Annotated in this window: 11 protein-coding genes, 1 pseudogene and 1 riboswitch; of the genes and pseudogenes, 4 read left to right on the plus strand and 8 right to left on the minus strand. The window is 59.4% G+C overall.

The window, feature by feature from the left end:
- Positions 1–274: 274 nt before the first annotated feature.
- Together FIU91_RS19645 and FIU91_RS06375 are read left to right on the plus strand one after the other, a co-directional pair.
- Positions 275–717, plus strand: a pseudogene (locus FIU91_RS19645) (IS5/IS1182 family transposase); the annotation flags it as partial.
- Positions 718–936: 219 nt separating this feature from the next.
- Complete coding sequence (locus FIU91_RS06375) at positions 937–1,149, plus strand: hypothetical protein (protein WP_152461857.1); 213 nt, start codon at positions 937–939, stop codon at positions 1,147–1,149.
- A 237-nt stretch (positions 1,150–1,386) separates the two neighbouring features.
- On the opposite strand, the gene FIU91_RS06380 is transcribed toward FIU91_RS06375, so the two are convergent.
- From FIU91_RS06380 to FIU91_RS06390, 3 genes are all read right to left on the minus strand, one after another.
- Positions 1,387–1,803: a hypothetical protein gene (locus FIU91_RS06380; protein ID WP_152461858.1), complete on the minus strand. Its 417-nt coding sequence runs from the start codon at positions 1,801–1,803 to the stop codon at positions 1,387–1,389.
- 425 nt (positions 1,804–2,228) lie between these two features.
- Positions 2,229–3,608, minus strand: coding sequence for a hypothetical protein (locus FIU91_RS06385; protein ID WP_152461859.1), 1,380 nt, complete (start codon positions 3,606–3,608; stop codon positions 2,229–2,231).
- A gap of 391 nt (positions 3,609–3,999) precedes the next feature.
- Positions 4,000–5,313, minus strand: a complete 1,314-nt coding sequence (locus FIU91_RS06390) for a tyrosine-type recombinase/integrase (protein WP_152461860.1) — start codon at positions 5,311–5,313, stop codon at positions 4,000–4,002.
- Positions 5,314–5,870: 557 nt separating this feature from the next.
- On the opposite strand from FIU91_RS06390, the gene FIU91_RS06395 reads away from it, so the two are divergent.
- Positions 5,871–6,935 (plus strand): glycosyltransferase family 4 protein, encoded by a 1,065-nt coding sequence (locus tag FIU91_RS06395; protein ID WP_216651630.1) that lies wholly within the window; start codon positions 5,871–5,873, stop codon positions 6,933–6,935.
- A gap of 98 nt (positions 6,936–7,033) precedes the next feature.
- Here the strand turns inward: FIU91_RS06395 and FIU91_RS06400 are convergent, their stop codons facing one another.
- The 3 genes from FIU91_RS06400 to FIU91_RS06410 form a co-directional block, all read right to left on the minus strand.
- Entirely contained in the window at positions 7,034–8,299 is a 1,266-nt protein-coding gene (locus FIU91_RS06400; protein WP_152461862.1) for a GAF domain-containing sensor histidine kinase, read from the minus strand.
- Between the two features lie 158 nt (positions 8,300–8,457).
- Entirely contained in the window at positions 8,458–8,658 is a 201-nt protein-coding gene (locus FIU91_RS06405; RefSeq protein ID WP_152461863.1) for a hypothetical protein, read from the minus strand.
- A gap of 125 nt (positions 8,659–8,783) precedes the next feature.
- A complete protein-coding gene (locus FIU91_RS06410; RefSeq protein ID WP_093013975.1) occupies positions 8,784–8,990 on the minus strand; it encodes a cold-shock protein in 207 nt (68 codons plus the stop codon).
- A 181-nt stretch (positions 8,991–9,171) separates the two neighbouring features.
- Positions 9,172–9,366, plus strand: a riboswitch (cobalamin riboswitch).
- Between the two features lie 38 nt (positions 9,367–9,404).
- On the opposite strand from FIU91_RS06410, the gene FIU91_RS06415 reads away from it, so the two are divergent.
- Entirely contained in the window at positions 9,405–9,893 is a 489-nt protein-coding gene (locus FIU91_RS06415; protein WP_152461864.1) for a copper chaperone PCu(A)C, read from the plus strand.
- A 167-nt stretch (positions 9,894–10,060) separates the two neighbouring features.
- On the opposite strand, the gene FIU91_RS06420 is transcribed toward FIU91_RS06415, so the two are convergent.
- Together FIU91_RS06420 and FIU91_RS06425 are read right to left on the minus strand one after the other, a co-directional pair.
- Positions 10,061–11,092, minus strand: coding sequence for an AI-2E family transporter (locus FIU91_RS06420; RefSeq protein WP_093014042.1), 1,032 nt, complete (start codon positions 11,090–11,092; stop codon positions 10,061–10,063).
- 247 nt (positions 11,093–11,339) lie between these two features.
- Complete coding sequence (locus tag FIU91_RS06425) at positions 11,340–12,431, minus strand: Hint domain-containing protein (RefSeq protein WP_152461865.1); 1,092 nt, start codon at positions 12,429–12,431, stop codon at positions 11,340–11,342.
- Between the last annotated feature and the right edge of the window lie 82 nt (positions 12,432–12,513).

The following is a 12,513-nucleotide window of genomic DNA, read 5'->3' on the forward strand; positions in this document are numbered from 1 at the left end:
TAAGGGCTCCCTTGCGCCATCGCCATCCAACTTTCGGCCAAATGGATGAGATCTGCCTGAGGGAGATCGCGGGCTTGTTTAGACACCCACAATCCTTGTTTGCGATAGTGTTTTCAACCGCATATCGCACTGGATCGTCAGACATATCCAGGTCAGATCGCGATGGAGTGACCGACAACCACGGGTGCGAAACCGCCAGCTCTTTGACAAGCACTGAAACACATTTCGGTCATCACAGGCCCAGAAGTTCCTCGATGAAATCTTCATGCCGGTCGAGCGCCGCCTAGAGATCCAAGCCGCCGAGTTTACCACCAGAGACATTTGCGACGTGCCAATGCTGCCCGAGCTGCGCGGACAGGTCCCGCCCGATCAGAAGATCGGCGGCGTCACCGCCTACGGCGCCTTTGACACCTGAGTATACCATAACCCGATCGCCGCCCGCGGCGCCGCAGCAAGAACGCCAAGCTCTGCAAGCCCGACACCGCAGGTGCGGTTGTAAGGAACGGAGCCCTCCGCGAAACAGAGCGTATCGGGCGGACCATTTGGCGGCGATGGACTGAGTATCACCGCCGCAGCGCCGAAGAGACCAAGATGCACTGCGTTAAGTTGCTGGGCCCACGTCTCGCGGCTCGGGACTTCGACCGCCAGATCGTCGCCATCCTAACCGTGAAAATGCTGCGGGGACATCGATTGACTGGTCTGGTGAATACTGCATAGCAGCGGGCGTCCCTCGTGAATGGCCGGTATGGGCCGGAAGCAAGATGGTGTCCTTTCTGAGAACAAGCACCCTCTGCTACAGAGCCGCACGACCGCTTCGAAACCACCTTACCGCATGCTGCACAATCGTCTGAGCCAGATGACAGGGAAAACTCTTTATGTCGCCATGATTGAGCCACGAGCCCGTCGCTTGGTGGAGCTGCCAATAAGGAGACAAAAGTGAAGAAATTTCTAGCAGGAGTTGTCGTCGGTTTTTCAATCACAGGAGCGGGTGCAGCGCTCGCTACGATGGAACCGATCCGGGCATATGTGAACACCAATGGGAAGCTCTATGGCTACGTCGTGCAAGACGCGCAGGGCCGTACAGTTTGTTATGAGCCTATGGTTTGGAATCAATTCCGTGGTCCGACCAGCTACATCAACTGCCAGTAGTCTTCGTGGTGAGAACTGGCCGAAGCCAAGACAAAAGTCTTTCAATTCAGCGGATTATCTGACCAGAGGCGGCATAGAGGATGGTCATCCAAAGCGGGCTCTCAATTGAGTTCCATGGCCTTGTTTTACCTGCATCATAGGACGTCATTTACCGCTGGCTGAGGCCTTTTGTTCATCGTCGGGTGTCCTAATCCGTCGAAGGCCCCTCATGCCCCTCAGCCAGCGGCATATCGGCTCTCAGAGCATCGCCAGTTCCTGCCTGACCGCCTCATAGTCTGGGGCCAGATGCTCTCCGCCTTTCTCTGACTGCTTGTCCCATAGCCTCTTCAGGAGTGTCGCCTCCTCCAAGTGGAAGGAAACACCAACCCATTTGTCTTGGGCTTGTCGTTTTACAGAGATGATCCATTGCTGAGGCTCGTCGTCGGGTAGGTGAACGCGAACCTTCCCATGCTGGGTAAGAATACCGTCTTCTCCGACATGGTCGTGCCAGGGTGTTTTCCAATTTACCGCCGACTCAGAGCTTTTTGATGGCCTTTGTGGGGGTCTGTGCCCGAAACGCAGAGATGCCTCTGTGTCGGCGGATATGAGGGCTCTACGGGCAAGTGCTGCCATCTGGGATGGATCGCCCGAGGGATGGGTTTGTTGATTGGTCATGAGTGACCTCCATAGCTAGGCAACCGAGTGCGCTGGGCAGCCGGTTGGATTGGATGATTTGATTGATTGAGGTTGGTGGCAGCTGGTGACGCTCTGTCGTGTCAGAACGTCACTGGGAGGATCGGTAGAGCTCTTGGGATGATCCCAGGAACAAGCCGATGCACGGCCCCTCCGCTGCCAAAGAGGGGCTGATCCTTATCGTGGTAGGTTATGCTTTTGGATGCGTCTGTCTCTCACGAGGCTCAGGATCGTTCCCAGCAGTGATGGCTAGGCCATCCCAACCCAGGATACCCCCTAGGAGGCTTAGGATTGTCCTGGGACCGGACCTGACAGTGATGACTAGGCAACCCCTACCCAGGATGCCGCTTAAAGTGGCCTGAGATGATCCTGGGACGTTTCCTCTGTTCGGAGAGGAGCAAGACCTGTCATCGCTTTACCGTCACCGATGGGGTCAGGCCAAAGTGACGATGATACTGGCGTCCCAAGATATCCTTGGTCAGTTCAGCATTGCGTTCTTGAACGAGAAGGCTGTCATGAACGGGAAGAGAAACGCACTCAAAGCAATCTCTTAGCTCGATCATGGTTGCGATGATCGCTTCTGCTTCGTGGTACTGTAGCGAGGCCCAAGGGGCATCATTGGGATCTAAACGCGACAGGATCGGATGCTTTCGGCCAATGGCGGAGACGACATCCTTCAGCCTATACGCGTCGCCCAACGTCATGTCCGTCTTGCTCTCGTACTGATCCTTCAAGCCGGTCGGCCAGCGCGACGGCATTTTCCCGTTCCCCAGGGCTGCAACGATGACCCGTTTGACCACATCCCGGTCGATGGTGGCTCCATCCTCTCCGAAGACATCGTAGTAGTCCCCGTTCGGTTGGTCATAGCCGTGTAAAAGCGCATAGAAGATCGCCAACTGGCTAGACGAGACATCGACCTCGACAACGGGCTCTCCGTCTATTGTAAGAGACCGGCGCTCCTGTGACGGCATGGTCTGGTAGTTCTGAGCGGAGACGCAGTAGAGCCGTCCCCCAGCATCGAAATCAAACGTCGGATCATGGCCGTTCTGGAAGGCTCGTTTGAACTCCGGGGGCTCCTCCAAGCTGTAGCTGAACTGACCGACAAACTCGTTGATGCCGAGCACCTCCTCTACGGCGGCTAAATATTTGGGGCTCTTTGGTGGTACGATGCGCTTTTGCTTGCCCTTGGGCTTCCAGTGTCCATTGACCATCTCGCCTTTGCCGTTCTCGGGAAGACCCTTGACCTCGACAGGCGTTGCGATGGTCTCCACCTTTGCGAAGTGCTGAGTGGCGGTCTCTGGCGTGATCCCGTGGCGCTGGGCAATCTCTCTCAGAAGAGGCGTAGCTCGATACCGTCCCGCTTTGGCATGATCGATATAATCGCGACCGTCTCCGTCTCCGAAGCTGTCCCAACGTGCGAAGCCGGGTTTATGCTCGACGAGATCCCAGGATACCCAAAGATCGGTACAGAGGTATTCAAAGGCTCGTGCAGCACAGCATGTCTTCGTGAACGCTGAGTGCTTCGTGGAGCGGTACATGAACCCGGCAGCGTCTTCGTTCCCGGCATGGTTCATAAGATCGCCCAGGATCGCCTCTATGGACCGTCTGAACGCCTCTGTGGCGGTCTTGCTCCGCTTCCGTGTCCTCAGTTTTTGGTCTGTCTCGTAGGCAGTGGTCATCTCCATCACCTCGTCGCAGAAGGCGAAAGCCTGATCGCTCTTTGCCTGCCGTCTGAACTCGGCCATTCTCGCCGCATTGAGGTGGTGTTTCATTTGATCGTCCGTCATCGGACCTCCTTTTTCATTCCCTCCGATCACGCCAGCGATGACGCGAACGAAGGCCGACAAGCCGGTCCAGGGCGCACCATGAACACGGCAAGGTCAGTTGGGTTTTAGGGATGGGGTTGAAGCTCAGGGCCTCTCTTGGACCGGTCCAAAAGAGACGTGTTGCCCAGCGCCAAATGGCGATTGAGCTGTGGTGCAGGCTTCATGAAAGGAGCGGAGGCAGACTGTCAGATGTGCCCTTGGTGTAGTGCCTCAGACGCGTTCGTGCTGAAGACGCTTGGAGGGGCCACAGGATGTCCCCATAACCATCTCGCCGCCTCGCCCTTTCCGTTCGGTACAAATATCGGGAAAAAATTCACGGTGCCAGTGTCGGCAGGCGGGGCGTCCGTCTGTGTCAGACGATCCCAGAGGACAATCTATCTATCTCAGACTGAGAGACTGGATAGCTCACACGCGATATGGCAGCGATCCGGTCTGCGAAGAGCGTTCCTCCCGAGTAAAGGCCATAGGTCATGGTCTTCTTTTCGTGCCCCAAGATATCAGAACTCACGTTTTCCGGGACGCCGAGCTGTTCGAGCTGCGTCGAGACTGTCTTCCGAATGCTGTGGAAAACGTAGATTCTTCCGAAGCCTTCTTTCGTCTTGAGACGGCCAAACCTTTTGCCCAGCGCGTCAGACCTCTTGTCGTGCTTATTCGATGACGTTGACGGTAATAGGTAGCCATCGTCGCTTTGCTCAGCCCATGCAGCGACGCTTTCCTTTAGCCAAGGGTGAAGAGGCACCTCACGGATGCCTGCGTTCGTCTTGGACTCGGAGACCTTGAAGCGATCCTCGAAAACGTCTTCGACACGCACTTGTGCAAGTTCTTCGATCCGGCACCCTGTGAGCATCCCAAACCAAATAATAGACGCTAAGCCTCTGCTCTCGTTTGAACTTTCATTGACTGCTCTTCGAAGGAGTTTGACCAGCTCTTCCGGGGAGAAAGGCTGACGCAAAGTGTCCGGTTTGGGTTTTGTGCGGCTCGACTTTGAGGGTGAGACACGCTCGAAAGGATTGGCACCTCCGTCGACCGCCTCGATATCCTCCAGGTAATCCCAATAACCCTTGCTTGAGGAAATGAAGCGCCTCACAGTTGCGCTTGCGTAACCTTCCCCTTTTTGAAGATCAGTCACCCAGGCTTTGACCGCTTTCTTGGTTATGTCATTGGTATAAGGAAACTTCTTTGCCATCCGGCGAACGTCCGACGCCTTTTGGTCGACAGACTTCTGAGTTAGGTCCAAGCTACGAAGCCATTCATCAAGGTGCTCGTCGGTGCGGCGCGTCTTTCCAATGACGATGCTCTCAAAGCGTTCGCGCTCACTTGCTCCTTTCAGGTTCAGCCTGTCCATGTGAAGCGGCAGGACGTCTTCCAGCACGTCTCGCTCTTCTTCGCCCACACCTGCCAAGTCTTCTCGCCATTGCTCTGCGGTGTACTGAAACTTCACGGTGTCATCCTTGAGCGACGTACGTGCTCTAGCGATCTGATCGCGCCACGTAGAGATAATCGGATCGCGACGCCTCTCTGCCTCAGTCACGCTCTCAGTCCGGAGACTCTGGACCAGACGAGGCTTGTCATCGAACAGATGGCGAACGTCTTTCGGAACATCCATCGTAACGTACCAACGACGAGCCCGTGTTTCGAGGTATTTTGGGTTCTTCAATCTTGCCATTTCCACACCTGTTCCCACACATGTTTACCACACATGTCGGCGTGAAATAGTAAGCAAATTCAATGATTAAAGGGGGTTGCTAGCATTGGGCGGATCTTCCCACCTCCTCCGCCACCTGCATAACATCTCTCACTGAACGGCTTGAGCCTCGCGGGGAGCGAGAAATGCGATCTTGGTCGGGCGAAAACTGCTCAAGTTTCGCGCGACCATCTCAAAACGCAGCTGCCGACCGCCACGACACCCTGTGGAAGGTCGCTCCAAGGGGCAGCTGCGCCGAGTTTCTGCGCGACGGGTCGACAAGGTGGCAGGGAAAGCGACACACTCCTTCCACGAGCGAGCGGATTTGGAGAAGCGCAGCCAAGGCGACGGAGACGTGGAACGTGGATCATGCTTTCGATCTGAAAGACGACGTTGTTCTCGATCCCAGCGCTGCGGCGCAGATTCGCGATCGCTTGGGGATACCGGATGGACGCGCGCCCAAGCTGGCCTTCCATGCAGGTCCGGGCGACGCCGTAGGCACGTTCGAGCAATGGGCTGAGGGTCGGCACGATGCGCGGGTGCCGGTGCTGACCTATTCCGCGCAGTTCTACAGCCTGGTGGCGGCGCTCGGCGCCGAAGCGCTTGTTCTGACCGAAAGCGAGAGCCGGCCGACGGTGGCCGATCCGCGATTTCGCTTTGTTTGCGTGAAGCGCGAAGGGTCGGAAAAGGGGACTCGTTGGCATTTGGCCGAGCGCGATTACGCACGCCGGCTGGCGGCGGCTGTCAGTGACTGGGCGCCGGATGTCACGATCCTGGGCGGCGATTTGAAGCCGTCCGCCTATTATGCGCTGGCCGGCCGAGGACAACTGATCCTGTCGCTGCACAACACGTTCTGGCCGATGGGAAACCGCCCGCAGACACTGAAAAGCCGCGCGCGCCAATGGCTTTTGGGCCGTGCGCTGGCACGCGCCAAAGGTGCGGTCTGCACGTCCGCGGAATGTGCGCGGCAACTTGAGACGCTGGCGGGGGACGTGCAGCGCGTCGAGACAGAGATGCCGCAAGTGCGCCCGGAGCACTTGCACACGCCGCGCGCCCGGAAGCGAGCAAGGCAGCTGCTTTTTCTGGGCCGGATCGAAGCCAGCAAAGGTGTTTTCGATCTACTGGAGGCCTTCGGCGCGCTGGCTCGGCGCTTCGGGGATGCGCGGTTGGTGCTGGCCGGCAGCGGCAGCGCGGATGAGGCTATCCGCGATGCGGTGAGCCACCAAGATGCGGCGGCGCAAATCGAGTTTGCAGGATCTTTGGACGCTGACGGGGTGCACGACGCGCTACACGAGTCAGATCTGCTGGTCTGTCCCACCCGAACCGAGTTCAACGAAGGGCTGGCGCTGGTCGTGCTCGAGGCGGCGGCGCAAGGGGTGCCGTCGGTTGCCAGCTCTGTGGTCCCCGCCGCCGAGACCGTAGGTGCGGCCTGCGTTACGTTTCCTGCCGACGACGTTGCCGCTCTTCGGGGAGAACTGGAGAAGATCATGGAGGATGACGAAGCTTATACGCGCCTGGCGCGCAATGCCGGGCCCATGCGCGCGAAAATGCTCGATCGCAGTCTCGGCTGGAGCAGCTGCCTCGCCAGGGTGATTGCCGCGTAATCGACACAGCGGGCATCGCGATGAGGAGGGCGGGACAAAGATCTGCGATCGCGCCAACCATCTTGCGGCAACAGGCGGACAGTCTTCTTTAACGGGCTCTAGGCCGTCAAGCCACAGCGCCAGCCAGGGAGCACGAGTTCGACCCATGAGCTAGTCTCGTTGCGGCCGCGTTGCAGTCGACCACCGTGGAGCTCGGTGATCTTTCGCGCCAAGGGCAGGCCCAGGCCGAGGCCACTGGTCGTGCGTGTCTTCAGGTCCTGGTAGATCGCGAAAGGCCGGTCCGATCGGTTGACCTGTTCCTCCGACGGCCCGTCGCCTTCATCGGAACAGACAATGCGAAGCGTCCGATTCTCACCTTTCGTCGAAAATAGCTCTATATCGCCCTTTCCGTGCGTCACGGCGTTCGTCACGAGTGACGAGAGGGCGACAAGCAGCTGCTCTCCGTCCCCCTTGATCGTCCGGATCTCGTCTGAACATTGCGCGCGGACATTGCGATGCGACGCCGTGACCATCGGGCTGATCGGAGACACGACGGCATCGAGAAGATCCCGGCACTGAATGGTCTCTTCCGTGAGCATGAGTTCACCACTCTGAAGATCGGTGAAACGCATGACATGCTCGATCAGCCTCTGCAGATGCTCGCCGGAGGCTATGACGGCGGAGATTGCCCGGTCGGACAAGTCCGCGCGCTTCTTTGGATCGATCCCGAGCTCGTCCTTGACGCCCGCACGCAGGAGCCGGGCATTTCCGAGCAGCACGGTCAGCGGCGTGCGGAACTCGTGGCCGATCAAGTTCAAGAATTCCTGCTGCGCGTCGCCGGCGATTTGCTTGCGGTTCGCGGTTTGACCGCCCGAGCGCTGCTGGTGCTGCGCCTCGAGATACTGGACGACCTCGGCTGCGAGGTTCTGGAGCGCGCTGATCTTCTCGTCCGACGGCGCTTCGTGGGGCGCGACGTCCAAGGCGCAGACGCTGCCAACACGAAACCCCGATCGCAGCACGATCGGCGCTCCGACATAGAACCTGACATTCGGCGCCTGCAGGACGGCTGGGTGGGTGCTGAACTCGGCATGTTCGAGCGTATCGGGCAGGATCAGCGGCCGGTCCGACATGATCGCCCGCGAGCAGATCGAGTAGTCGCGCGGAGTCATTTCCAAGTCGATCCCGGTCTGGCCGAGAAACCATTGGTGGTCGGCGTCGACGACTGAGATCAAAGCGGCTGGCGTGCCGAACATTTCGGCGGCACGCTCGGCTATGTCTTGCAAAAGGGGATCGCCTCGCCGCTCGGAATCGACCACTTCACGCACTTCGCGGAGACGTGCGTGCTCGTTCGATGCAAATGGGAAAGAGATGGCTGAGCGCGTCATCGGAAACTCCTCAAACGTGTGTGCTCAGCGGCAAAAACGCGAGAATGCCTTCGCGAGTTCCTGGACATCCATCGAGTAAAGAGCAGACGTGCCGCATCTGGTCAGACGTTTCGAAGGCCGCGTTTCCTATCCCCGCGATGCGGGCTCCGGCTGCGCGATCAGTCCTTGCCCTTGGCGGCAGTGCGCTTGGCCGGCTTCTTCAGATCGGCGTCACGCTGCAACCTTGCAGCGCGCAAGCGCTCGGTCTTCGCGGTGCGAGCGCTGGTTTCGCGGTCAATGATCTCGGTCGCGATGGCGGTGGTCTGTTCTGCGCGCGTCTCGGATTTCGAGGGCCCCGGAACGGATTTCTTCGAACTCATGCGAGTGCCTTCACGGATCGAGTGTGCCGCCACAGGCGGTTCGAGAGCCGGTGCGCGACGGGACCGCGCTCCGGCAAGATTAGTGCACCGCGACACGCATCAAAGCGCGTGCCGCGTGCGTTCGATCACGCGAGTTCGAGATTCGTCGCGGATTCGCGACCGTCGCGGCCGCTTTCGATCTCGAAGGTCACCTTCTGGTTGTCCTTGAGCTCGGACAGGCCCGAACGCTCGACCGCAGAGATGTGGACGAACACGTCCTTGCCGCCGGATTCCGGCTCGATGAAGCCGAAGCCTTTGGTGGAATTGAACCATTTTACGGTGCCAGTGGCCATACCGTTGTCTCCTTGTGTGTGCTGTCCGCTGGATGCGACAGCTTTGGCCGTGCCAGTTTCGATCTTCAACTGAGGCCGGCAAAGCGGAGACAGAGGGTCGAGCAAAATACGCAAGCCTGCGAGATATGACGACCCGCGCGGAGAATTACAATGACATCCGCGATTTATCTTCGCCTGCGCCGATTGCGTTCGAGGCGCGGCCTGCTACGGTGAGTTTGTCCGAGAAGATTAGGGAAGTCGGTGAGACGCCGACGCTGCCCCCGCAACTGTAAGCGGCATGTCGATCTCCGTAATGCCACTGACCGACAGGTTGGGAAGGTGGGGGTCGGATCGTCCACCGCGAGCCAGGAAACCTGTCAGCGGACATGACTTGAGCCAACCACCGGGGCGGAGGGCCCCGAACAGGAGATCACTATGTTCCACCGTGCAATTACCGCGGCCGCGATATCGGCCGCATTCATCATGCCTGCCGCCGCGCACCATGATGGCGATATCTTCGAAGCGAACGGTATCGTGGTCAGCCATGCCCATACCGTCGAAGTGAGCGCCTCCGCCCATTCGATGGATGTCTTCATGACCATCGAGAACACCACCGACACCGCTGTCACGCTGACCGGCGCGTCGGTCGATTTCGCAGATAGCGGCATCTTCCAGGCACCTTCCGTGAGCGACAGCGGCACCATGTCCGTCCGCGAGGTCAGCGCGCTCGAGATCGCGCCGGGCCAGGTGCTGACCATGCAGCCGAGCGGCGTTCACGTCGTCTTCCATAACGTGCAGGAAGCCTTCGAAGGCGGAGACCACTTCCACGCGCACCTGACATTCGACGGTCTTGGCGAGATGGAAATCGAGGTCGAGGTGGAGCATGGCGATCACGACCATGACCACGACGAAGAAACGAGCTGATCGAATTCCGGTCAGCGGACCTTTCTGAAATGAATACGGCCCGGCGATGTCTCGCCGGGCCTGTTTTCTTCGGGCACATGTTGCCGCAGTGCCGAACGGTGGATGGGAACAGGGCTTACGGGGCCGGCCGGAACACCCGAAGACTGGCGAAACGTCCCACCTGCTCGTCAGACCCGCCCACTGGCTGACAGAAGGATCGCCACGGGGCGTGTCAGCTTGATCTCTGCCAGAACCATCACGAGGCTCGCTGTCATCGGAACGGCGAGAAGGGCGCCTGCCAGGCCCCAGAGCGTGCTCCAGAAGGCAAGCGCCAAGAGAACGACGAAGGGACTGAGATTGAACGCGCGTCCCATCATGCGCGGCTCAAGATACGCGCCGATGAACATCTGCGCGGTGGTCAGGGAAATCAGGACGACGCCGGACATCCACAGAGAGCCGAATTGCGCGAGGCTCAGGAGGACCGGAAACACCACGCCGACGATCGATCCGAAATACGGGATGTAATTCAGGAAAGCGATCAGCACCGCCCAGAAGAGCGCGAACTCGATGCCGAGCACCAGCATGATCGCGTAGGAAATCCCGCCGAGAAGGACGTTCAGAACCGTCTTCACGAAGAGGTATTCCCCGACGCGTTCGTTGATCCGGCTCAGAAGCGACAGGGCACGCTCCCCGGTCGTCTCGCCGCCCATCGCGATGACGACCTTCTTCGCCATCGTGCCGCGCTCGGCCATGATGAAGCTCGCGTAGAGAACGACCAGGAACAGGGCGACCCCGAAATCCTGCAACGACAGAAGGGCCGGTGTCACCCAGCTTCCCATATCGATGCGGTCCAGCGTGGCGCTTCTGAGATTTTCCCAGGTCGGCTCGTTCTCGATTCGCAGAAGCCCGGCGAACTGGGTCGCGATCGCGTCGAGATTCGTTTCGTAGCGGGGTAGGGCGGCTGCCACTTGCGCGAGGTTATTGATCACCAGCACGAAGAGAAGGATCACCGCGCAGGTGAAAAGGAGCAGGATGATCGCCCTCAGCGCCCAGTTGGGAAAACGCCCAAGGACCGGCAACTGCCCCATGCTCGCCGCGGCGGTCAACAGAACGTACACCGCGATGATCGCGGAAAGCACCGGCAGGAGAACCGGCTTGCCGATCCAGAGAACCCAGCCGATCATCAATGTCAGTGCCAGACCATAGGTCAGAGTTCTCATGTCGACGTCCGGGTTACGCATGCAATGGCGGCCTTTTCCCGGATGACATGCGGTCGTGTCAATTGGATGGGGCGCCGGGTCGAGGCGAATGTCGCCCCGGCGCTGTCGGTGCGGAAATTGTGGCCAGCCGGTGCGATTCAGAACCGGCGCAGGGCGGCCGTCCGGTGTCACATCACCGGCATCCCTGACCCCCTCACGTTTCAGGTAAGCGGCGCAGACGCGCGGGCTTCGAGGTCACGCCCCGACCTTAAGTCGGCCTCTCCTGCGATGCGGCAGGACACCAGGCCGCGTCGAGAAGCGCTTTCGCGTTCTTCCGGTGGCGCTCAGACATTTTTCGCGCGCGATGTCCGTCCACCAAGGGCCGCGACGGGCTGACCGCCTCGTAAGGCATCGCATCCTCACCGTCCATTCTCGTCTTCACCCTGCCCAACGGGTCAGGCCCGAGCGTTGCAAGGGCTTGCGGACCAAGCCACAGGCTTTCGCACGGGGCGCCGTCTGCGAAGACGATCTCGTGCCGATCAAACATGAAATGAACGTAGGTGACCGACCATGTGGCCCTGTCCACATCGACCCCGTTCACTCCGACAAGATGCTTCGCCGCGACCAGGACCTCGTCGCTGCCGAACATGCGGCTTGCAATGCGTGATCTGACGAGAATGCGGTGTTGCGGCGACACCCGCAGATCGCGCGAGGGAATACCCGGCGCCAATACATTTGGCCCGATCCGGACCGGGCGGAGGCGCGGATGCCGCAGCATCGTCGCGACACCCAGCTTTTGCCGCGAAATCCCCCGGATCGGCTGCGCTCCACTGTCCTGGGTCAGGACGAGGTCACCGACCGAGAGATCCTCGGCGCGCCGCTCCGTGCCGTCTGCCATGCCGATCAGCGTCTCCCCGGTGAAACAGACGACGTTGATCGCGTGATTCTGCGTCGAGACGAGGGCGGCATCGCTCCCGGCGACATCCGTCAGGCTGCCAGTCCGGATTTCCTGGACGTTCATATCGCCGTAATCGTCACTCGGGATGATGAAATACCGGGTCTCGGACGTGTTCGATACGGTCAGAAAAACGACATCGAGGTTGCTTTCGTGTTGAGGGTCGAAGCTCAGGTTCGTTCCGTCCCCCAGAACGAACCGGCCGCTGCTAGCCGGTTCCTGTATCAGATCGATCCGGTAGGTCTGGCCACCCAGTGTAAACACGTCATTTTCGTCGAACTCGCCGTCGTCGAACGCGCTCGACACCGCGCCATCGACCACGCCGAGCAAGTTGCCGTTCGTTTCCGAATAGGTGGTATTCGCGAAAATTCCGGTCACTTCGATCAGGTCGAAAATGGTTGCCATGTCAGTCCTTCAAGAGCGGGCGCGTTCGTTCTCCCTCTGGAGAGGCGCACGGCAGAATAGGGTGACTGAGCTTGATGAAAGA

Origin of the sequence: Roseivivax sp. THAF30, assembly GCF_009363575.1 — a bacterium.
Lineage (GTDB): Bacteria > Pseudomonadota > Alphaproteobacteria > Rhodobacterales > Rhodobacteraceae > Roseivivax > Roseivivax halotolerans.